The organism is Mesorhizobium sp. M1328 (genome assembly GCF_040318075.1).
In the GTDB taxonomy this organism is placed as follows: domain Bacteria; phylum Pseudomonadota; class Alphaproteobacteria; order Rhizobiales; family Rhizobiaceae; genus Mesorhizobium.
The window spans coordinates 16,209-37,916 of sequence record NZ_JAMYLO010000030.1 but is presented as its reverse complement, the minus strand read 5'-3'; the positions used below and the strand labels follow the sequence as shown (position 1 = coordinate 37,916).

Below are 21,708 nucleotides of genomic sequence, written 5' to 3'. Positions count from 1 at the left end.
CGGCCAGGCCTCGCGCGTCCGTCCATCCGGGATCGCGTGTTGACCTGAGCGGCAGCTTTGCCTGTAGCGCCCGCCATTGGACGCGCATTCCGTGACTCCGAGAAGAGTCTGCCTATTACAAAGCAGGAACCGTGCCAGTTTCGGAATGGACGACAAACATCAATGAGATCAACGGCATGCCAAAATCGTCGGCGCGCCGGCCCGCTGGGCGAGCAAGCCAAAGATTGTTCATTAGCGCATTTGCACGCACATTTTTTGTGCAGCGCACAAGAATGCCGCGGAAATGATCAGGCTTCGGCGCGCGCCAATTTCTGGCCGGCAATGTAGGCGTCGATCTCGTCGGGATCGAATATCTGGCCATCGAAGAAACCGTCGGGACCGAGCACCAGGCTTGCCCCCGCCGAACCAACTGGAGTCGCGGCCTTCAGCGCGCCCTCGACCTTGGCATTGGCACCGGGAAGCGCCACGCCAAGCGGCTTCAACGCCGAGCGGTAGAGATCGGGGCGGTAGCAGTCGCGGGCAACAGCGAGGTTTTCCGGCGTATGCGCGACATGCCCCCAGCGTACCATCTGCGTGTAGAACCACAGCGCATGGCTCTTCCATGGGAAGTTCGCCGCCTTGTCGAAGGGCAGAAAGAAGTCGCCGACGCTGAGTTCGGCGCCGCCGCCGAGCGCAAGATGGCCGCTGAGGATCGGCATCTGCAGCGCCGGCGCCAGACCAAGGAAGGCCGGTTGCGCCATCAAGGCCGCGAGTTCGTCGCGGTTTGCCGGATCCTGGCACCAGCGCGCCGCATGATGCAGCGCGCGCAGCAGGGCCGAAAGCGCGTCCGGCTGTTTTTCCGCCCAGGCCTTGCGCACGCCGACGACTTTCTCCGGGCTGGTCTTCCAGATGGCCGCCTTGACCGTGGCGATATGGCCGGTGCCGGCGACGACAGAGGCGCTGTTCCAGGGTTCGCCGACGCAGTAGCCGTCGATCCTGCCGGCCGCGAGCGCGTCGGCCATGAAGGGGGGCGGCACGATGACGATTTCGATCTCATGCGACGGGTCGATGCCGCAGGCGGCGAGCCAGTAGCGCAGTTCGTAATTGTGCCCGGAGTGCGGATGGACGACGGCAAAGCGAAGCGGATCGCCGCCGGCATTCGCCCGTTCGCGGATCAGCGCCCCCAACGCCTTGCCGGCCCGCGCCGGATCGAGGTCGGGTCGGGCGTCGTGCGCGGCCATGCCCGCCCAGACGGCGTTCGAAACCGTGACGCAATTGCCGCCAAGGCCGAGCGAAAACGGCACGACCGTGTCGGAGGCGAGCGGCGTCAGCCCCAGGTTGCAGGCGATCGGCATCGGCCCCAGCATATGCGCCAGATCGAAATGGCCGATGGCGATGCGGTCGCGGATGTTGGCCCAGGACGTTTCCCGGTTGAGCGTCAGATCGATGCCTTCACGCAAGGCGAAGCCGATTTCCTTCGCTGCGACAAGGACAGCGCTGTCGAAGAGCGGCATGAAGCCAGCATTGATCCGGTGCTCGGCCGCCATTCTCAACTCTCCTCGGGATCCAGAAGGCCTGCCGCCGTCACCAGGCTCTGGGCGATTTCGGCGATCTTGCGGTTCTGGTTCATGGCGGTCTTGCGCAGCAGCGTATAGGCCGCGTCCTCCGACAGGCCGCGCGACTTCATCAATATGCCCTTGGCGCGATCGATCACCTTGCGGCTTTCCAATTCGCTGCGGGCTTCTTCCAGTTCGCGCGCCATGCGCGAAAACGCGTTGAAGCGGCTGATCGCCATATCGAGGATCGGCTTGACGCGCTCCTGGCGCAGGCCGTCGACGACATAGGCCGACACCCCGGCTTCCACCGCGGCTTCGATCGACGCCTGGTCCGAGCGATCGACGAACATGGCGATCGGCCGCTTCACCACGCGCGAGAGCTGGAACATGTTTTCGAGCATGTCGCGGTTGGGATTTTCGAGGTCGATGACGATCACGTCGGGTTCGATCTCGGCGATCCGCCGCGCTATGCCGGTGACGTCGTGGATGACCGTGACCTGCTGATGGCCGGCCTCCCGCAGTCCTGCTTCGATTATCGAAGCGCGGATGTGGTTTTCATCGATCACCAGGACAGTGAGGGATTTGCGGATCATGCCGCATTTTGCGCAGGCGAGGCGATTGTGCAATGCGGCATGGCGAGATTCACGCAAACAAAGCCGGGCGCCGCCTGAGCATTGGATGCGACGGCCAGCGTCGCGGGCGGCCGTCGGCGACTACGAATGGGCAACGCGCCTGTCCGGCGTCCGCTACTGGCGGGTGATCACGGCACTCTACGTCATCTCGAGCGTACTCGCCGGCACTGCTCTACATCGCCTGATCAAGGCGCTGTCGCTCGTCGAACCGCTGGTGCTGCCTTCGGTGGCCGCGGCGGCTACACCGGCACCATCATTGGGGCGCTGATCCTCACCGTGCTGACGACGCTGCTGACCATCCTGCAGATGCCGGAAGGAGCGCGGCGGATTTTGTTTGGGCTGATCATGCTGTTTGTCACGGCGGCTTATTTGCGGATTATTGAGGATCGGCAGGGGGCTGACGCGAGCAGCTGCTTTTGACCCGAAGCAGACTCTCGCAAACGGAGCCGTGCATGACAGCTTGCGCCGCACGGCAGTCATTCCTACGGTCCCGTCGATTCACCAAGAGCGGACATCGCTAAGGCAGCTTTGCGCTATCAACGGTCATTGATCGATGGAACCCACTGGCATCGCCCTCATAGCCAAAAGACGAGCGTATGTCCTGACGAGAGCAAGTCGGCGATCCAAAGCGATGCGCTCCTTAGTCGGGAAGGCCAGCCTTGCGGTAACCTTCGACGAAGCGCTGGAGCACTTCTTCGTCGTCGAATGGCTGCGATGTTGCCCAGTGCCTGATGCTGAAATAGGGATCGCTCATCAGGAAGAATTCCGCCTCTTGACGGGCTTCGTCAAGGCGCCCGAGCTGCGCGAGGGCTGCCGCTAGGATGCGCCGCGACGTGGTGCGGTAGGTTTCCGGCTTGCGTAAGGCATCGACCGCAGATTGATAGTCGCCGAGCGCATAATAGGCTTGGCCCGCCATCCAATAGTACCACCCTGGAGGGTGCGGATTGAGCCGCAACGCCCGCTTCACGAATTCGACGCCCTTGACCGCGTCGCCCCTTAAGGTGATGAGATCCGAGCGCATCGCCCAGGCATCGGCATGATTGGGATCGAGCTTGAAGGTCGCCTCGAACTCGGCATCCGATTCCCGGAAGCGCCGTTCGTGACCAAGTATGATGCCCAGCAACCAGCGGTTCCCGGCATCGTTAGGGTCGAGCGCCACTGCCCGCTGCGCTTCCGCGAGCGCGCGAGGCTGGTTGGTTTCCTTCGGCTCGTTCCAGAACAGCCAGCCGAGCCAAAGATTGAGGGCCAGCAAGCTATGTGCTTCGGCATAGTCGGGATCGAGTCCGATCGCCTTTTCCAGGAGCATGCGCGCTTCCCGCGCGCCTAACCCGGTCTGAAAACTGACGCCGCGGGCTCGGACGCAGAGGTCATAGGCTTCGAGACTCGTCGGCCGTTTGCGCGCCGGCTGTCCGGCCAATCGGCCGACAAGGGCTTCGACGATCTTGGCCGTGACCTCGTCCTGCACTGCAAAGATATCCTCGAGGCTGCTGTCGTAGCGCTCGGCCCAGATATGATCGCCGCCGACCGCGTCGATCAGCTGCGCATTGATGCGCACGCGCCCCGCGGCGCGCCGGGCGCTGCCTTCAACCACATAGCGCACCCCAAGATCACGCGCGGCCAAACGCACATCGACCGGCCGTCCCTTGTAGGCAAAGGTCGAGTTGCGCGCGATTACGAAGAGGCCAGCGCAGCGAGAGAGATCGGTGATCAGGTCTTCGGTCAAGCCGTCGACAAAGGTTTCCTGCTCCGGATCGTTGCTCATGTTGGTAAAAGGCAAGACCGCGATCGAGGGCCTGTCGGGCAATTCCAGCGATGTCAGTCGGCCGGCCGGAGCGGCTCTCGGAAGCTGCAGGTTCACACGATAGCAGTATATCGGCTCGGCTATATTCTTTACCCGCTGCTCGCCCATGGGCTCGAACGCAAACGCCAACTTCTGCCTGACCTCCTTGGACACCTTCTCTGAAACGCAGATGCCACCGGGCTCGGCGAGTTGTTGGAGGCGCGACGCCACGTTCACGCCCTCGCCATAGCGATCGTCCCCTTCGACGATCACTTCTCCAAGGTTGATTCCGATCCGGACTTCGAAGCGCTGGTCTTCGGCGACGCTCGCGTTACGCTCTGCCATTCCGCGCTGAAGCGTGACCGCGCATTCGACCGCATCCACGACGCTGCCGAACTCCGCCAGCAGGCCGTCCCCCATTAGCTTGAAGATTCGCCCATGTCGCGTCGCGATCTCCGGCTCGAACAGCTCTTTGCGGCCACGTTTTAGCCGGTCGAAGGTGCCGGCCTCATCCGCCTCCATGAGCGCCGAGTATCCGACGACATCGATGGCAAGGATGGCAGCGAGCTTCCGCTCCATGTGAGCCTCAGTGAAGGTTCGCGACACGCAGGCCGCACGCCAGAGGCAAGTAGGGCCGGCGCTTCCGGCGTGCCCTCACCGGCCTCTATACCACAGATCACGCCTCTTGAGACTATGGCTCGCGCGACGCCTTGGCTCACCTGCCGCGGCGCCCCTGACGAGCGAGTCCCACCTATCCCGCCGTTTGTTCGCGGCAGTTGCCTCGCGACCGGACTGTGACCCCTTTGGCTCAAACGTTTCCCTTAGGCCGTGCTCGTTTGAAGGCCTGAAAAGGGGTCGATACATGACAGTCCCAACGGCGTTCGCGGAGGTCGCGATACGGCGCAAAGCGGTCCGCACTAAGACACGAAGGTCGGCTCTTTAGCCCAATCATCCCGAAAGCGGATCTTCCGATGTCGGCCCAAACGCGACATCTGAGTAGTGGTTCGGCGATGACCGCTCTTGGCGCTTTGCTGATCTTGAGCGACGTCAGCTTTCGCCCAAACCGCCCCGCCCCCATCACACAGCCAAACTCCCCTGCTCCGCCTCCGCGGCACCGGGATCGCCCGGCGCCGTCGCCCAGGCCAGTTCCACAAGCGTCACCGTCCGCCGTCCGACCCCGTCGAGCTGGCACACGATCAGCCCCTCTCCTCGATATAGGTCAGCAGGCGCCGGGCGCGGCGTAGCGAGTGCGAGCCATAGGCGCGGGCGATCGCCGCGTCGCTCGGGCAGGGCCAACCTTCCTTGGGGGCGCGGGCGATCATCATGAACACGCCCTGCATATCCTCGGGCAGCAGCGAAGCGCGCGCCGAAACGTCTTTGCCAGGCGTCGTCACCGGCCATGTCGGAGCCGAGGCCGGCGCGGGCGCGGGTCAGCATGCGGCGGAACTCCGGCAGGTCCGGCACGACCGAGGCGAGGCCCTCGATGCGGCAGCGGACCACGAACTCCTGATAGAGCACGCCGATGACACGGAAGCCGGCATCGGGTTGCGCCAGCACGGCGCGCAGCACCCGGTCGACGCGCTCGCGCCGCTCCGCCAGATCCTCAGCGCTGATCGGCGGCTCCGCCGGTTCGGGGCGGATTTCCAGCGCCGCCGATTTTGCCGCCATCAGCTGATCGAGCAGGTCCGGCGACGAGCGGCGCTGCGGCCGGACGGTTTCCGGCGGCGGCGCCGCCAGGATGATGGCGCGAGCATCCTCCAGTGCCGCTTCCGGCAGCGGCATCAGGCGCGGGGTCGCGTTGCGCGGACTCGTATCGGTCGGGCCGATGCGCAAGCCGAGCGGACGGCGCGACAGCGCCGGGCCCAGCGCCATGAATTGCCCGCGCTCGAGGTCGCGAAAAGCCTCCGCCTGGCGCCGCTCCATGCCGAGAAGGTCGGCGGCGCGCGCCATGTCGATGTCGAGGAAGGTCCGGCCCATGAGGAAATTGGAAGCCTCGGCGGCGACGTTCTTGGCAAGCTTGGCCAGCCGCTGGGTGGCGATGATACCGGCAAGCCCGCGTTTGCGGCCACGGCACATCAAATTGGTCATGGCGCCGAGCGAGAGCTTGCGCGCCTCGTCTGAAACCTCGCCGGCAACCGCCGGCGCGAACAGCTGCGCCTCGTCGACCACCACCAGCATCGGGTACCAGTGGTCGCGGGCGACCTCAATCATCCCGCCTAGTGCGAGCACGTTCTCAAATCTGTGCACAACTTGTACAATTGGTCGAGCGCTGCGAAGCTTGGTATCGACGGCTTAATACTGCGGAGGCCGAGGGCGAGGTGAAAGCGGCTAACTTTGCCCGCCTCAGCTACAAGGAGAATCTAGAACTCATCGTGGCAATGGGACAACGCACAAAACCTTATGCGGGCACGGTCAGATCTCTGATTAAGCAAGAAGTAGCAGCAGGGCGGGAGTGGCTTGGTGCAATAGTTTGGATCTGAATCAGGCGTTCGTCCCGAAAGCGGAAGGGCAGCTTTCGGCCCACTTGCCGCAAGCAAGATCGGTCAAGACGAAGCGTCCCGGCCCCTTGACCATCAGGACCCCATGCAGCAGGCCGTAGACCTCGCGATGGGCCATGTAATTGGCTTTCGATGACTTTCTGGTTGGCCGCCAGCCCGTTGGCGAACAACTCCTGATTGGATGCCGCCCGGGCTTGGAATGTTGACGTTCTCCCGCCGTCCAATTGCCGCCCGCGTAGGTAACGCGGATACTTCACCAGGTCCCGAAATCACATGACGCGCAGCCGCCGTCTCTGTCTGATCTTTGGAACTTAAACATATCGGTAGAAAATAGCCGTAACCATCTTTCATCTTGCCGCGTATGGTCCGATCATCGGTGCAAGTTTGAGGACATGCAATGAAGAAAGTCGCTGCTCTCCTGGTACTTTCTCTCGTTACCATGCTGCCCGCCATGGCAGCCGCGCAGTCCAACGTGCCGGAGCTTGGGCCATCGCCGCCGCAGGATGCTATGCAGCTGTATCCCGACGGCGTCGAGAAGGCGGTGGCCGCCCTGCCGGACATCGTCAAGAAAGTCGCGGACGCATCCAACGTTCCCGGCTTCGCCGTGGCGGTGGTGCATGGCGGCAAGATGATCTTTGACGAAGGCTATGGCCTTCGCGACAACCGGGACGACACCTCTAAGGTCAGCAGCACCACCATCTTCCAGGTCGCCTCGGTGTCGAAGTCGATCTCGGCCACGGTGGCCGCCATCGCCATGACGAAGGACCACAGCTTCGACTGGGATACCCCGGTCGGCAAGATCTGGGATGGCTTCCGCCTCAATCTCGACTATGTCTCGGGCAACGCCACCATCGGCGATTTCTTCGCCCATCGCTCGGGCTTGCCGATGGCGGCGGGCGACGAGCTCGAGGATCTCGGCTTCCAACGCAAGCAGATCGTCGGCAGCCTATGGATGGTGCCGCTCGATCTCTTCCGCATCTCCTATCACTACGCCAACTTCGGCACGACGATCGGCGCCGAGGCGGTGGCCCATGCCGAGAAACAGCCTTGGGAGCCGCTGGCCAAGAGCCTGCTGTTCGATCCACTAGGCATGCGTTCGAGCAGCTACCTGCACAAGGACTTCATTGCCGCCGGCAACGACCGCGCCCTGTTGCATGCGCGCGTCGCGGACAATGTCTTCAAGCCGCTCTACGACCGCGATCCCGACCAGCAGGCGCCGGCGGGCGGCGTCTCCTCCAGCGCCCAGGATCTTGCCAAGTGGATGATCCTGCTGCTTGCCGACGGCGCGTATAACGGCCAGCCCATGATCGACCCGAAGATCCTGCAGCCGGCCATCACACCGCAGATCGTGACCTACCGCGGCGAGACGCCCGATACGCGGGCCAGCTCCTATGGCTATGGCTTCAATGTGGGGGTGAACGCCAATGGCCGCACAACCATGGGCCATTCCGGCGCCTTCCTGCTCGGCGCCGGCACCACCTTCCAGGTCTTGCCCTCGGCCGATGTCGGTATCGTCGTGCTCACCAACGGCTCCCCCGTCGGCGCCGCCGAGGTGGTCGCCGCCAGCTTTATGGACATCGTGCAATATGGCCAGGTGACCCGCGACTGGTATCCCTACATCAAGCCGCGGTTCATGGGCTACTACAAGCCAGTGGGCGACCTCGCCGGCAAGGACAAGCCGACGAACCCCGCCAAGGCGCGCAGTCCATCCTTCTACGCCGGCGAATATACGAGCAACTATTTCGACACCGCCAACGTGCTGGCTGATGGCGAAAAGCTGGTGCTCGAACTCGGCCCCAAGCCCATGCGATTCACGCTCGAACACTGGGACGGCGACACCTATGCCCTCACCCCCCGCGGCGAGAACGCGCCGATCGGCTCGCTGTCATCGGTGACGTTCGTCGGTTCCCCCGGCAGCATTCACGCGCGGGTGATGACGGTGGACTATCTGAATGAGAACGGGTTGGGGCATTTTCAGAGGTAGGGGTGGAGGCGTCGGGTGCTCAGCTCAAAACGCGACGTCTGAGTAGTGGTTCGGCAATGAGCGCTCTTGGCGCTTTGGTGATGTTGAGCGACGTCAGCTTTCGCTTAAACCGCAGCAGCCATCACCCCGCCAGCCTCCCCTGCTCCGCCTCCTCGGCATTGGGATCCCCCGGCGCCGTCGCCCAGGCCAGCTCCACCAGCGTCACCGTCCGCCGGCCAACCCCGTCGAGCTGACACACGATCAGCCCCTGCTCCTCGATGTAAGTCAGCAGGCGCCGGGCGCGGCGTAGCGAGTGCGAGCCGTAGGCGCGGGCGATCGCCGCGTCGCTCGGGCAGGGCCAGCCTTCCTTCGCCGCGCGGGCGATCATCATGAACACGCCCTGCATATCCTCGGGCAGCAGCGAGGCGCGCGCCGAGACGTCCTGCCATGCGTCACCGCCGGCCATGTCGGAGCCGAGGCCGGCGCGGGCGCGCGTCAGCATGCGGCGGAACTCCGGCAGGTCCGGCACGACCGAGGCGAGGCCCTCGATGCGGCAGCGGACCACGAACTCCTGATAGAGCACGCCGATGACACGGAAGCCGGCATCGGGTTGCGCCAGCACGGCGCGCAGCACCCGGTCGACGCGCTCGCGCCGCTCCGCCAGATCCTCAGCGCTGATCGGCGGCTCCGCCGGTTCGGGGCGGATTTCCAGCGCCGCCGATTTTGCCGCCATCAGCTGATCGAGCAGGTCCGGCGACGAGCGGCGCTGCGGCCGGACGGTTTCCGGCGGCGGCGCCGCCAGGATGATGGCGCGAGCATCCTCCAGTGCCGCTTCCGGCAGCGGCATCAGGCGCGGGGTCGCGTTGCGCGGACTCGTATCGGTCGGGCCGATGCGCAAGCCGAGCGGACGGCGCGACAGCGCCGGGCCGAGCGCCATGAATTGCCCGCGCTCGAGGTCGCGGAAAGCCTCAGCCTGGCGCCGCTCCATGCCGAGTAGGTCGGCGGCGCGCGCCATGTCGATATCAAGAAAGGTCCGGCCCATGAGGAAATTGGAAGCCTCGGCGGCGACGTTCTTGGCGAGCTTGGCCAGCCGCTGGGTGGCGATGATACCGGCAAGCCCGCGTTTGCGGCCACGGCACATCAGATTGGTCATGGCGCCGAGCGAGAGCTTGCGCGCCTCGTCCGAAACCTCACCGGCAACCGCCGGCGCGAACAGTTGCGCCTCGTCGACCACCACCAGCATCGGGTACCAGTGGTCGCGGGCGACCTCGAACAGCCCGCCGAGAAAGGCGGCGGCGCGCCGCATCTGGTTCTCGGCGTCGAGCCCTTCGAGATTGAGCACCGTGGAGACGCGGTGGATGCGCGCCCGCTCGCCGGCGCTCTGCAGGCCGCGCGCGGTATGCTCCTCGGCATCGATCACCAGATGGCCGAAACGGTCGCCGAGCGTCACGAAGTCGCCCTCGGGGTCGATAATGGTCTGCTGCACCCAGGGCGCGCTCTGCTCCAAGAGCCGGCGCAGCAGATGGGATTTGCCGGAGCCCGAATTCCCCTGCACCAGAAGCCGCGTCGCCAGCAGTTCCTCAAGATCCAGCGCCGCCGGGGCGCCTGCGCTCGTCTGGCCCATCTCGATCGCAACGGTCATATCTCGACTCTCCTTGCGGAGAGGGCTTATCAACCGCATCACAGCCCGTCGAGCGCGCCATGGCCGGCGCTCGGTGTTGCGCACAGGCTGGATGCTGCCAGGTAAACGATACGAAACGTACCGTTTCGATTCAAGACTGCCACTAAGGAGTGGATTCTTGTCCATGGCATCGGCTACCGGATAGAGGCGCCCGACGCGGTCATTGACGCGGTGGAGATCGAGCGGCCGAAGCCGATTTTTTGCGGGCATTTGCCCGCTCCTCCAGGTCTCGCCAGAAGCCAAGCACTGTCGCCACGATCGCTTCCGGCGCGTCCTCCTGCATAAGATGCTTCGCGTTCGGCACGACGTGGAAGGAAGCGCTCGAAATGCGGCGCGCGAGCTCGCGACCGTCGGCGATGGGAATCCACTGGTCGTCCTCGCCCCACAGGATGGCAACGGGGCAACGAATCTCACCGTATCGCCACTCGACCTCTTGCGAGTATTTGTCATCCATCTGAGCGACCTGGCGCCAGAAGGCTTTTTGGCCTTCGGCTCCCAGCCACGGCGCGAGGTAAAGCGCCATCTCTTCCTCGCGTAGCGCATTCGCTACGGCGCCGCCGATGTAGGCGCGCAGGATCGCTTCGTGAATGTAGTGCGGGAGGCCGGAAAAGACCGTCTCGTGTTTCTTGGCGGCCTGAACAAGTGGTGAGCCTTGCGGGCTGATTGCGACCGGATCGATCAGCACCAGCGACCGGTAGTCGAGCCCGTTGAGCAAATGACCGCGCAACGCTGTTGAGCCGCCGAGATCATGCGCAACGATATCGGGGTCACGCAGGCCCCAATGATCGTAAAGGGCCGCGAAAAGCTCGTTCTGCATGCCACGGGACACGTCGCTGTCGGGTTTGTCGGATCGACCATAGCCGAGCATGTCAAAGCAATAGATTCGCCTCTGTTGGCCGAGCAAAGGCGCAATTCTACGCCATGCCGACGATGAGAAAGGCGTGCCATGCAGCAATACCGCGGGTGAGCCCTCGCCCATCGCGCCCCAGGCGATCGAGTTCCCTTGAAAGGTGAAGCGTTCAGGAAGAGGCCAGTCCGCTGTCGCCATCAGTCTTTCCTCCGATCCTAACGCAGCCAGCGACCTATCCAACGACAACCTGTACGTCAGGTTCCAATGGTCCGCTTCTTCACCGGCTGGGCCTGCTTGGCCCTCTGCGAGCCGGTGCGCGCAGCCGCCGCAAGAATGCTCTCCATCAGGTCCTTTTCGCGCAGTGGTTTGCCGAGCAGCGGCACGTCGGGGGGCCGGTCGGCGATCGCGTCGGCGTCGGCATATCCGGTTATCATCACCGCCGGCCAATCGGCCCGCAGATTGCGGGCGAACCGAATGACCTCCAGGCCCGAGACGAGCGGCATGGCAAAATCGGTGACGATGACGTCGAAGTCGTACGGCGCCCGCTCGATCATCGCCAACGCTTCCGCGCCACCCCCGGCGCAGGTAACCGCAAAGCCGTGTTGGCGAAGCGATTGCGCCGTCAGTTCCCGCAGTACATTGCTGTCGTCGATCAGCAGGACCGATGGATAGTCCTCGCCGGCATTCACGACGGTGTCGTCGGCATCGGACGTCTCGGCGATTTCGACCGGGCGCTCGATTGAACGCGGCAGCCAGAGCTGGACGGCTGTTCCACTGCCGACGGTGCTTTCAATGCGGAGCGTGCCGCCCGATTGCTTGACGAAGCCATGCACCGTGCTCAGACCGAGGCCAGTGCCTTTGCCGACCGGTTTTGTCGTGAAGAACGGTTCGACGACCTTGGCGAGAATGTCGGCCGGTATGCCCGACCCCGTGTCCTTGACGGTGACCACGACATAGTCGCCCGCCGAAATATCCTCGGCTGCACGGCCTAGCGTTCGATTTTGCGCCTCCACGATTATCGTGCCGCCGGACGGCATGGCATCGCGCGCGTTGAAGACCAGGTTCATCAGCGCCAGCTCCAGCTGGCTGGCATCGACATGCGCCGGCCACACAGTGTCGTCGACAAGCCAATCGAAACGGATCAGGCCTCCCAGGACCGGGGCCACCAACCCGTTCATTGTATCGCCGAGCGCGGCAAGGCGCACGGCCTGCGGCCTCAGTGTCTGGCGGCGCGAGAAGGCAAGCATGCGGTTGACGAGTTCGGCGCCCTGTTTTGCCGACCGGCGTGTCAGTTCCAGAACCTGCCTGGCCTGTCCATCGAACTCGGCGTGGCGCTCGAGCAATCCCAATCCGCTGAGAATTGCGGCAAGCAGATTGTTGAAATCATGCGCCAGTCCGCCGGTAAGCTTGCCGATCGCGTCGATGCGCTGCGATTGCAGCAGCTGGTTCTCAAGCTCGCGCCGCTCGGTAATGTCCAGCAATGTGCCGAGGATCTCTGGCTTTTGGCTGTCGGAGCCGTTCGACAGGACGCCCTGGTCGAGAAAAATCCGGTAATTGCCGTCGGCGCATTGCCAGCGGAATTCGCAGGTGTAGGAGCCGGTGGCCTTGGCTGCGAGCAGGGCTTGCCTCACTCTCGGCAGATCGTCGGGATGAACGCGGCTCAGGCCGAAGCCTGGATCGGAGGTCAGCCGTTCGGCAGGAAAGCCGGTCAAGCGTTCGACCCCTTCGGTGACAAAGCTGGCGCCGAACGGCGGCTCCGCCGCCCGCGCGTGGAAGCAGACCGGAAGAGAGCTCAAAATGGCATGCTGCCGCTCCTGGGCGCTGCGCAGCGCCTGCTCGGCCTCGAGCTTTTCCTTCTGCGCCTGCAGTGCCTGGGCCAGCAGCCCTTGCTCGGCAGCCGCCTTTTGCTGGATTTCCAGCGTCTTCTCATGAAGCTCGACGAACACGGCGACCTTGGAACGCAGCATGGCCGGGTCGAAAGGCTTGAACACGTAATCCACCGCGCCGGCGTCATAGCCGCGCAGCATGTGGGCGTCTTCCTTGTTGATGGCGGTGAGAAAAATTATCGGCGTTCGCCTGGATTGCTCGCGCTGGCGGATCAAGCCCGCCGTCTCGTAGCCGTCCAGCCGCGGCATCAGCACATCCAGCAGGATGACGGCGAAATCCTCCTTCAGCAGAGCGCGCAACGCCTCTTCGCCCGACTGCACGCAGACGACATCACCGATAGGGGCCAGAACCTCGCCGATCGCCAGCAGATTGCGCTCGTCGTCATCCACGGCCAGGATGCGCGCCTTTGCCGGCCCCGCTGCCGGCGCCATGACCCCCAGCTTTCTTGCTCCGTGCCTCGACAGTTTCTGCATCGAGCGGCCGTCAGTTCACTGCCATGAGCGTCTTTTCCGGACCATGGACACGGGATCGCGAGCGGCCGATCCAGACACGCAGCAATGCCAGCAGCAGATCGAGGTCGACAGGCTTGGCGATGTAGTCGGAGGCGCCGGCGTCGAGGCACTTCTGCCGGTCGCCCTTCATTGCCTTGGCGGTAACCGAGATCAACGGGATATGGGCAATCGCCGGCATGCCGCGGATCTGCCGCATCGTCTCGTAGCCATCCATTTCCGGCATCATGATATCGATCAGTGCGGCGTCGATGTCCGGGCTCTGCTCCAGAAGCGCGATACCTTCCCGGCCGCGCTCCGCATGCAGCACCTGGATGTCATAGGTCTCGAGAACGCTGGTAAGCGAATAGATGTTGCGGATGTCGTCGTCGACGATGAGGACCTTTGCGCCGGCGAGAACTACATTGTCCGGCTGTTCGGCTGTGGCATCATCGTTTTCATGTCCACGCCCGGGGAGAGTTGCCGACATCACGAGAGCCAGCTGAGCGAAATTCTCCGCCCGCGGAACATCCGCCAATGCCGGATGCAAGGCGAGCGACTGTTGCAGCGCTTCCGGATGAGGCGCAAAGAACAGCAGTAGCGACACCGACTGCCCGAACAGAACGGCAATCTCATCCAGCATCTGGGCGTTGTCCCTGGCCGAGCGGCCAAAGCCGAGCACAACGGCATCATAGTTGGCGATGCCGATATCGTCCGCATTCGCCGCGACGCGGCCGATCGCGGTGACCGAGGTGACGCCGTCGCGGATCGCGTCGATCAGCGAAAGGCGGCGCTCGGGATCGGTATCGGCAATCAGGACGCGGCGCTGGACGCGGAGCTTTCTGGAGTGAATGTCCTGGAAGACCTTCATCAGTTCGTCCGACGATACGGGCTTGGTTGAAATGCTGGATGCACCCCTGCGGGCAAGCACCTCGATATCCTCGGCGCCCGAAATGACATGGACGGGAATGTCCTTGGTTTTCGGGTCGTGGCGAAGCAGATCGAACAACACCCAGCCGTCGATATCCGACAGTCCGAGATCGAGCGTGATAGCATCGGGAACCAGCTTGCGCGCCAAAGCCAGCGTGCCGGAGCCCGCGGTCGACAGGACGCCTTTCAGCCCGGCCGAACGTGCGAGGCCGAGCAGCAGACCGCCGAAGGTCGGGTCGTCCTCGACGATCAGCACGACCCGATCTTCCGGTGAGATCGTGTCGCGGTCATCGAGCAATTCGGAGGACGGCGGGCTCGGCTGCGCTGTCGTTGCGGCCACCTCCATCGCCGGCAGCAGCGCCGCTTGCGGGGCCAACGCCATCCGGGGTCCATCGAATGGAATGACCAGCGTGAACGTCGAACCCTTGCCCGGCGTGCTCTCGACCCGCAATTCGCCGCCGAGCAGCCGGGCAATCTCCCGGCTGATCGAGAGCCCAAGCCCAGTGCCGCCATATTTGCGGCTTGTGGTGCCGTCGGCCTGCTGGAAGGCTTCGAAGATCAGCTTCTGCTTGTCCTGCGGAATACCGATGCCGGTATCGCTGACCACGATCGCGAGCGCCTCCATCGGTTGCGCCGAACCGTTGTGACGGCCCGTCTTTTCGGCCCGGAAATTCAAGCGGACCTCGCCTTGCGAGGTGAATTTGAACGCGTTCGACAAAAGGTTGAGCACAATTTGCTGCAATCGCTTCTCGTCGGTGCGAACGGTCTCCGGAAGCTCGGGGTCGACATTGATGGTGAAGCCAAGTCCCTTGTCGGTCGCCAGCTGCCGGAAGGTTCGCTCCATATGCTGGCGAAGATGCACCACCGGCATGTCGTTGATGTCGATCGAGACGGTGCCCGATTCGATCTTCGACAGATCGAGGATGTCGTTGATGAGGCTCAAAAGATCGGTGCCGGCCGAATTGATGGTGCGCGCGAACTCGACCTGCTTGTCGTTGAGATTGCCTTGCTGGTTGGTTGCGAGCAGGTTTGAAAGGATGAGCAGCGAGTTCAGCGGCGTGCGCAGTTCGTGGCTCATATTGGCGAGGAATTCCGACTTGTATTTCGAGGTAAGCGCCAGCTGCTCGGCCTTCTCCTCCAGCGCCCGTCGCGCCATCTCGATTTCGAGGTTCTTGTTCTCCACCTGCTTCTTTTCGTTCTCGAGCAGCTGCGCTTTTTCCTGCAGCTCCTCATTGGTGGCGTGCAGCTCCTCCTGCTTCTTGGTCAGCTCGGTCTGACGCGCCTGCAACTCCGACGTCAGCAGCTGCGACTGCTTGAGGAGGCCTTCGGTGCGCATGGTGGCGGCGATGGTGTTGAGAACGATGCCGACGGATTCCATCAGCTGGTTGAGGAACGACTGGTGCGTGTCGCGGAATTCGCTGAACGAGGCGAGTTCGATGACGGCCTTCACCTCGTCTTCGAACAGAGCCGGAAGAATGATCACGTTCGCCGGCGCGGCATTGCCAAGGCCGGAGGTGACGCGCAGGAAATTCGGCGGCACATTGTCCAGCATGATGGCGCGCTTGTCGGCGGCACTTTGCCCGACAAGGCCTTCGCGCAGATCGAGGCGTTGCTTGATCTCCGCCTTGCTTTCGGCGCCATAGGAGGCGGCGAGCTCCAGATAGAATTCATCCTCGTCGCGGTTGGTCACGTAGAACACGCCATATTGCGCATTCACCAGCGGGGCGAGTTCGGACATGATCAGACGCGAGACCGTGGCCAGGTCGCGCTCGCCCTGCAGCATGCGCGAGAACCGGGCGAGATTGGTCTTCAGCCAGTCCTGCTCGGCATTCTTCAGCGTCTGGTCCTTCAGATTGCGGATCATCTCGTTGATGTTGTCTTTCAGGGCCGCCACCTCACCGGAGGCCTGGACGCTGATCGAGCGGGTCAGATCGCCCTTGGTCACCGCAGTCGACACCTCGGCGATGGCGCGCACCTGGGTGGTCAGGTTGGCGGCGAGCTGATTGACGTTGTCGGTCAGGTCGCGCCAAAGGCCGGCAGCGCCGGGCACCCGGGCCTGACCGCCGAGCTTGCCTTCGATGCCCACCTCGCGGGCGACGTTGGTCACCTGGTCGGCGAAGGTCGCCAGCGTCTCGATCATGCCGTTGATGGTGTCGGCGAGCGAGGCGATCTCGCCTTTGGCATCGACCGTCAGCTTGCGCTTGAGATTGCCTTGCGCGACCGCGGTCACGACCTCGGCGATGCCGCGCACCTGGTTGGTCAGGTTCGTCGCCATCAGGTTGACGTTGTCGGTCAGGTCCTTCCAGGTACCGGCGACGCCCTCGACCCGCGCCTGGCCGCCGAGCTTGCCCTCGGTGCCGACCTCGCGGGCGACACGCGTCACTTCGCCGGCAAAGGAGTTCAGCTGGTCGACCATGGTGTTGATCGTCGATTTCAGCTCCAAGATCTCGCCCTTGACGTCGACGGTGATCTTCTTCGACAGGTCGCCGCGCGCCACAGCCGTCGTCACCTCGGCGATGTTGCGGACCTGGCCGGTCAGGTTCTCGGCCATCGAATTCACATTGTCGGTCAGATCCTTCCAGGTGCCGGCAACGCCGCGCACCTGCGCCTGGCCGCCGAGCTTGCCTTCGGTGCCGACCTCGCGCGCCACACGCGTCACTTCGGAGGCAAAGGAATTCAGCTGGTCGACCATCGTATTGATGGTGTCCTTGAGCTCGAGGATCTCGCCGCGCACATCGACCGTGATCTTCTTCGACAGGTCGCCCAGCGCCACTGCCGTCGTCACCTCGGCGATGTTGCGCACCTGGCCGGTCAGGTTGGCGGCCATCGCATTGACGTTGTCGGTCAGGTCTTTCCAGGTACCGGCAACACCGCGCACCTGTGCCTGGCCGCCGAGCTTGCCGTCGGAACCGACCTCGCGCGCCACGCGCGTCACCTCGGAGGCGAAGGAATTCAGCTGGTCGACCATCGTGTTGATGACGTCCTTGATCTGCAGGATCTCGCCCAGCGCATCGACCGTGATCTTCTGGGTCAGGTCGCCGGTCGCAATTGCCGTCGCCACCTTGGAGACGTCGCGCAATTGCACGGTCAGATTGCCGGCCATGGCGTTGACGTTGTCGGTCAGGTCCTTCCAGGTGCCGCCGACGCCCTCGACATGCGCCTGGCCGCCGAGCTTGCCTTCCGAACCCACTTCGCGCGCCACACGCGTCACTTCCGAGGCGAAGGAGTTCAGCTGGTCGACCATCGTGTTGACGGTGTCCTTGAGCTCCAGGATTTCGCCCTTGACGTCGACGGTGATCTTCTTTGACAGGTCGCCGCGCGCCACTGCGGTGGTGACCTCGGCGATGTTGCGCACCTGGCCGGTCAGGTTGGCGGCCATCAGGTTCACGTTATCGGTCAGGTCCTTCCAGGTGCCGCCGACCCCCTTCACCTCGGCCTGGCCGCCGAGCTTGCCTTCGGTGCCGACCTCGCGCGCCACGCGCGTCACTTCGGACGCGAAGGAGTTCAATTGATCGACCATCGTGTTGATGGTGTCCTTGAGCTCGAGGATTTCGCCTTGCACGGCGACGGTGATCTTCTTCGACAAGTCGCCGGAAGCGACGGCGGTCGTCACCTCGGCGATGTTGCGGACCTGGCCGGTCAGGTTCTCGGCCATCGAATTGACGTTGTCGGTCAAGTCCTTCCAGGTGCCGGCAACGCCGCGCACCTGAGCCTGGCCGCCAAGCTTGCCCTCGGTGCCGACTTCGCGGGCGACGCGCGTCACTTCGCCGGCAAAGGAGTTCAGCTGGTCGACCATGGTGTTGATCGTCGATTTCAGCTCGAGGATCTCGCCCTTGACGTCGACCGTGATCTTCTTCGACAGGTCGCCAAGCGCCACAGCCGTAGTCACCTCGGCGATGTTGCGCACCTGGCCGGTCAGGTTTTCGGCCATCAGGTTCACGTTGTCGGTCAAGTCCTTCCAGGTGCCGCCGACACCTTCGACGCGCGCCTGGCCGCCGAGCTTGCCTTCTGTACCGACCTCGCGCGCAACGCGTGTCACTTCCGAGGCAAAGGAATTCAGCTGGTCGACCATCGTATTGATGGTGTTCTTGAGCTCGAGGATTTCGCCCTTCACATCGACGGTGATCTTCTTCGACAGGTCGCCGGAAGCGACGGCGGTCGTCACCTCGGCGATGTTGCGCACCTGTCCGGTCAGGTTCGTCGCCATCGCGTTGACGTTGTCGGTCAGGTCCTTCCAGGTCCCGGCCACACCCTTCACGCGCGCCTGGCCGCCGAGCTTGCCTTCGGTGCCGACCTCGCGCGCCACGCGCGTCACCTCCGAGGCGAAGGAGGCCAGTTGCCCGACCATGGTGTTGACGATCTTGCCGATGCGCAGGAATTCGCCGCGCAACGGCCGGCCGTCGATTTCGACCATCATCGTCTGCGACAGGTCGCCCTTGGCGACCGCGCCGATGACGCGCGCCACTTCGGCCGTCGGCTGAACCATGTCCTCGATCAGATCGTTGACGGAACGGACGCTCGATTCCCAGCTGCCGGTGGCGTTGCGGACACGGCCGCGTTCGCCGATCCGGCCATCCTTGCCGACGACCTTGCTGAGGCGTTCGAACTCGCGCGTGACCTGATCGTTGAGCTCTACGATTTCGTTGAAGGTATCGGCGATCTCGGAATCGAGGCCGGCGTAGACATTGTCGATGCGAACGGAGAAATCACCGCTCCGAAAAGCCTTCAGTGCGTTCAGTATTTGACGGCGATCCAATTGCCTTGTGGATGCAAGCACGCTCACAGCGCCCTCCCAGCTCACGGATTTCTTGAATGTCCTGGTATCCCCTGCGGCCCGACACAACTCCCCGCAAGCGCAACAACGCGGCATGCTCGATTTGGTTCCAGACGAAATTGCCGCTATGCGGCAGGAATTTCGGCGTCGCATTCATGAAACGACGAGCAACAAAGGTCCATAGTGATTGTATCGATCACTATTTCTGTCCAACGGAACATCTCGAAAAAACTCTCGTTGGGTATAGATCGCGATAGCGCGATGCAACTCGATGGAGACACTAAGATGATCAAAATTCTCTCTGCATCCCTACTTGCTATCGGTCTGGCTACATCTGCCATGGCACAATCGATGGGCTCCGGGACCGGCGGAACGGGTAACGGCCCCAATACCGGCGTCAACACAGGCACTTCCGGCGGCAACACCGGGACTGGCAGCGCAACTACCCCGAACACGATCGATCCGAACGCAACGAATGCCACCACGCCGCAGACAAACGGTATGGAGGACCGCTGCAAGGATACGGCGGGCAACGATGCCGACAACAACACCCCCAGCGGGGCTATGACGTCGGATATGCAGAACTGCAACAAGTAACGGAGTTTTGCTCAGCGGTCATTTCAGCCCGCTGCCTGGTCGAGTCCCGGTGCTCGCGGTTCAAACTACAGGCAGAAACGTGCACTGACCGGGCACGGGTGCGCCATTTTTGGATGAAGGGCGAGCCCAGGCCGGGCGGCCGATTACACTAGTCTCAGCTAGGTTCCGCGATAGGCGGCGGCCAGTCCGGGACGGGTGGCCGTTCTTCTTGATCAGTTATCAGGGGCCGGTCCTCTTTGGCGGCTAGCTGGGCCAGCAACTGGCGCGATGCTTCGATTGTCCGACGCGTCTCTTCGATAGTCGAATGAAGGTCGTCCACATGACGCCACGCCCGCGCTTGGCATAACCGGGCACCTTCAAGGTGAAGACGATCAGGTTCCCATCGATTCATTGTCTGATGGGCGCTATGCGGTTCAGTTCGAATTTGACCACGATCTGGACTAGCTGGTTGCCTGCTTCGTCGCGGACTTGAATGCCAGCCTCGTGGTAGGTGCCATCGGACAGCTTTTCTCTTGCGATTTCAAGCAGCGTTTTTGCTGCCTCGTCCTCCGCAGATTCCAGGCTCGGAAGCTCTGAACCTTCAGGGTCTGGGAAGGTCTCTCCATTGCTGGACAAGTCGAAGAAATAGCGCGGCATCCATCCTAACTAGGATTGCCGGAAAATGTTCAATGTCTGTTTTTTACATACAAAGAGCTAATTCAGCATGTCCCGCAGGGGCTTTTTGCGCTTCGGCGCCCTGTACTTCTCGACCAGCCTGACCTGGTCGATATCAATCGTCATAAGCGTTCCAAGGTCGATTGTCACCTTGCCGCCTTCCTCGGCCATGCGCGTGAGCCGTTCCTTAGTTTCTTCAACAAAGGCTTTCACACGAGATGCCGTCACTGGCACGAGTTGCTGGCCACAGCGATCCGGGATGACCGATCTGTCGGTAGCCGAATTTCTTCCACCGACGGTTGGTGGACGCATTGCAGATGATGGGCCTAAAGTTCCGGACGGTCCCCGTGCACCGGGCAAGCCCAACCCCCGCATCCCCCCAGCCTGGTGCAAGCCACTTGATCGGATCCCGCCGTCCTGGCATGTGCGGCGGGACTTTTTATCCAATTCGCGGAATACCGAGGCGGCTTCGACCTCTGTCACCTATCCGTCGCGAACGGCTCATGCTCGGGAAGGTGATGATGCAGCACTTCGACAAGGTTTCGCTTGTCGAATGTCTGGCCGCAAATTGGGCAGAACTCCAAATGCCCCGGTTCGTCGTTGTCCGGCGACCCGTGGATTTTGCCCTTCATAGTTGGCGGATTGTGCTTATCCCGTCTCACGTCGTCACCCATCATAACCTGATAGCGCGACGGCAGTTGGAGGGGCGATTTGGCCGCTGGGCGTACCGGCTGAGAGCGTTCGCCCCCAGCTGGAGCGGATTATACGCCCGTTCATGCATCATTGCTAATTTAATAAAATGATCATGGTACGCCACGCTTCGCTGCTGGCCTTCGACGACGAGGATCAGGACCACTAAAAGAAGGTAGTGTCACCCGAGACACTGCCTAAAACGAAGGCCACTGGCTAAAATCGGCGCGAGAACGTACTATGAAAGATCGCCAGCTACGCACCATGGGCGCTGACGCTTGGGAGCGACCATCGCACTCCTGCCCCAACCGGAGGCATTGGTGTGATGGCCGAAAAAAGAATCAAGGCCGGCAGGCCTGACGGACGAAAATCTACGCGCGCTTGCACGGGAGTCCGGTGCCACTGAGCAGCAAATACGTGACATCGCATCTCTGATCGGGCTCGATCGTGCCTCGATCCTAAGAGAAGCGCGTCTGTTGACCCTCGATCTGCGGCCGAAGCTTTAGGGCTTGGTCACTGACTTGGTCTCGGCACCGGGTCAGTCGGTCGACGGTTTCGATGATGGCCTTTGCAAGCGCCTCGCCCTCATGCACCGGCAACGGTCCATAGAGCAAGTTGACTGCCTCCTCGCTCGGCAGCACGCCGGCCGGGCAGGTCAGCTCGATCGCCAGGCTCACGAGCTGCAGGCCGGTTCAGCCCACGCCGCATCCGCTTCGCATGAGCCAGACCTATCGCTCTGCCGCTAGATC

Annotated in this window: 12 protein-coding genes and 2 pseudogenes; 3 read left to right on the top strand and 11 right to left on the bottom strand. The window is 62.9% G+C overall.

Annotated features, from left to right (window positions below):
* Positions 1–287: 287 nt before the first annotated feature.
* A complete protein-coding gene (locus NKH23_RS31625) occupies positions 288–1,526 on the bottom strand; it encodes a CmpA/NrtA family ABC transporter substrate-binding protein (protein WP_352721516.1) in 1,239 nt (412 codons plus the stop codon).
* 2 nt (positions 1,527–1,528) lie between these two features.
* The gene (locus NKH23_RS31620; RefSeq protein ID WP_352464414.1) at positions 1,529–2,128 is read right to left on the bottom strand and encodes an ANTAR domain-containing response regulator; all 600 of its coding nucleotides are present in this window, start codon (positions 2,126–2,128) and stop codon (positions 1,529–1,531) included.
* A gap of 109 nt (positions 2,129–2,237) precedes the next feature.
* On the opposite strand from NKH23_RS31620, the pseudogene NKH23_RS31615 reads away from it, so the two are divergent.
* Positions 2,238–2,587: pseudogene (locus tag NKH23_RS31615) on the top strand (ABC transporter permease); the annotation flags it as partial.
* Positions 2,588–2,807: 220 nt separating this feature from the next.
* On the opposite strand, the gene NKH23_RS31610 reads toward NKH23_RS31615, so the two are convergent.
* Together NKH23_RS31610 and NKH23_RS31605 are read right to left on the bottom strand one after the other, a co-directional pair.
* Positions 2,808–4,526 carry an adenylate/guanylate cyclase domain-containing protein gene (locus tag NKH23_RS31610; RefSeq protein WP_352721518.1) on the bottom strand — a complete coding sequence of 573 codons (1,719 nt, stop codon included), beginning with the start codon at positions 4,524–4,526 and terminating at the stop codon, positions 2,808–2,810.
* Between the two features lie 498 nt (positions 4,527–5,024).
* A pseudogene (locus tag NKH23_RS31605) lies at positions 5,025–6,167 on the bottom strand (ATP-binding protein); the annotation flags it as partial.
* 675 nt (positions 6,168–6,842) lie between these two features.
* Here NKH23_RS31605 and NKH23_RS31600 point away from each other — a divergent pair.
* Positions 6,843–8,429, top strand: a complete 1,587-nt coding sequence (locus NKH23_RS31600) for a serine hydrolase (protein ID WP_353036359.1) — start codon at positions 6,843–6,845, stop codon at positions 8,427–8,429.
* 121 nt (positions 8,430–8,550) lie between these two features.
* On the opposite strand, the gene NKH23_RS31595 is transcribed toward NKH23_RS31600, so the two are convergent.
* The 4 genes from NKH23_RS31595 to NKH23_RS31580 all read right to left on the bottom strand — a co-directional run bounded on the left by NKH23_RS31595 (position 8,551) and on the right by NKH23_RS31580 (position 19,021).
* A complete protein-coding gene (locus tag NKH23_RS31595) occupies positions 8,551–10,050 on the bottom strand; it encodes a helicase HerA domain-containing protein (RefSeq protein ID WP_353036357.1) in 1,500 nt (499 codons plus the stop codon).
* Positions 10,051–10,249: 199 nt separating this feature from the next.
* Positions 10,250–11,137, bottom strand: coding sequence for an alpha/beta fold hydrolase (locus NKH23_RS31590; RefSeq protein ID WP_352721525.1), 888 nt, complete (start codon positions 11,135–11,137; stop codon positions 10,250–10,252).
* Between the two features lie 56 nt (positions 11,138–11,193).
* Positions 11,194–13,257: a PAS domain-containing hybrid sensor histidine kinase/response regulator gene (locus NKH23_RS31585; RefSeq protein WP_352721527.1), complete on the bottom strand. Its 2,064-nt coding sequence runs from the start codon at positions 13,255–13,257 to the stop codon at positions 11,194–11,196.
* A gap of 52 nt (positions 13,258–13,309) precedes the next feature.
* Positions 13,310–19,021, bottom strand: a complete 5,712-nt coding sequence (locus NKH23_RS31580; RefSeq protein WP_352721555.1) for a HAMP domain-containing protein — start codon at positions 19,019–19,021, stop codon at positions 13,310–13,312.
* Positions 19,022–19,303: 282 nt separating this feature from the next.
* Between NKH23_RS31580 and NKH23_RS31575 the strand changes: the two genes are divergently transcribed.
* Complete coding sequence (locus tag NKH23_RS31575) at positions 19,304–19,615, top strand: hypothetical protein (protein WP_352721529.1); 312 nt, start codon at positions 19,304–19,306, stop codon at positions 19,613–19,615.
* Positions 19,616–20,002: 387 nt separating this feature from the next.
* Here NKH23_RS31575 and NKH23_RS31570 read toward each other — a convergent pair whose 3' ends face one another.
* The 3 genes from NKH23_RS31570 to NKH23_RS31560 all read right to left on the bottom strand — a co-directional run bounded on the left by NKH23_RS31570 (position 20,003) and on the right by NKH23_RS31560 (position 21,636).
* Complete coding sequence (locus NKH23_RS31570; protein WP_352464438.1) at positions 20,003–20,251, bottom strand: DUF6894 family protein; 249 nt, start codon at positions 20,249–20,251, stop codon at positions 20,003–20,005.
* A gap of 57 nt (positions 20,252–20,308) precedes the next feature.
* Positions 20,309–20,440 carry a hypothetical protein gene (locus NKH23_RS31565; RefSeq protein WP_352464439.1) on the bottom strand — a complete coding sequence of 44 codons (132 nt, stop codon included), beginning with the start codon at positions 20,438–20,440 and terminating at the stop codon, positions 20,309–20,311.
* A gap of 977 nt (positions 20,441–21,417) precedes the next feature.
* A complete protein-coding gene (locus tag NKH23_RS31560) occupies positions 21,418–21,636 on the bottom strand; it encodes a hypothetical protein (protein ID WP_352916677.1) in 219 nt (72 codons plus the stop codon).
* Positions 21,637–21,708: the final 72 nt, after the last annotated feature.

Bases quoted from the DNA above. Each gene is read 5' to 3' on its own strand.
- NKH23_RS31625 (WP_352721516.1), bottom strand. From the start codon at position 1,526: ATGGCGGCCGAGCACCGGATCAATGCTGGCTTCATGCCGCTCTTCGAC.
- NKH23_RS31620 (WP_352464414.1), bottom strand. From the start codon at position 2,128: ATGATCCGCAAATCCCTCACTGTCCTGGTGATCGATGAAAACCACATC.
- NKH23_RS31610 (WP_352721518.1), bottom strand. From the start codon at position 4,526: ATGGAGCGGAAGCTCGCTGCCATCCTTGCCATCGATGTCGTCGGATAC.
- NKH23_RS31600 (WP_353036359.1), top strand. From the start codon at position 6,843: ATGAAGAAAGTCGCTGCTCTCCTGGTACTTTCTCTCGTTACCATGCTG.
- NKH23_RS31595 (WP_353036357.1), bottom strand. From the start codon at position 10,050: ATGACCGTTGCGATCGAGATGGGCCAGACGAGCGCAGGCGCCCCGGCG.
- NKH23_RS31590 (WP_352721525.1), bottom strand. From the start codon at position 11,137: ATGGCGACAGCGGACTGGCCTCTTCCTGAACGCTTCACCTTTCAAGGG.
- NKH23_RS31585 (WP_352721527.1), bottom strand. From the start codon at position 13,257: ATGGCGCCGGCAGCGGGGCCGGCAAAGGCGCGCATCCTGGCCGTGGAT.
- NKH23_RS31575 (WP_352721529.1), top strand. From the start codon at position 19,304: ATGATCAAAATTCTCTCTGCATCCCTACTTGCTATCGGTCTGGCTACA.
- NKH23_RS31570 (WP_352464438.1), bottom strand. From the start codon at position 20,251: ATGCCGCGCTATTTCTTCGACTTGTCCAGCAATGGAGAGACCTTCCCA.
- NKH23_RS31565 (WP_352464439.1), bottom strand. From the start codon at position 20,440: ATGGCCGAGGAAGGCGGCAAGGTGACAATCGACCTTGGAACGCTTATG.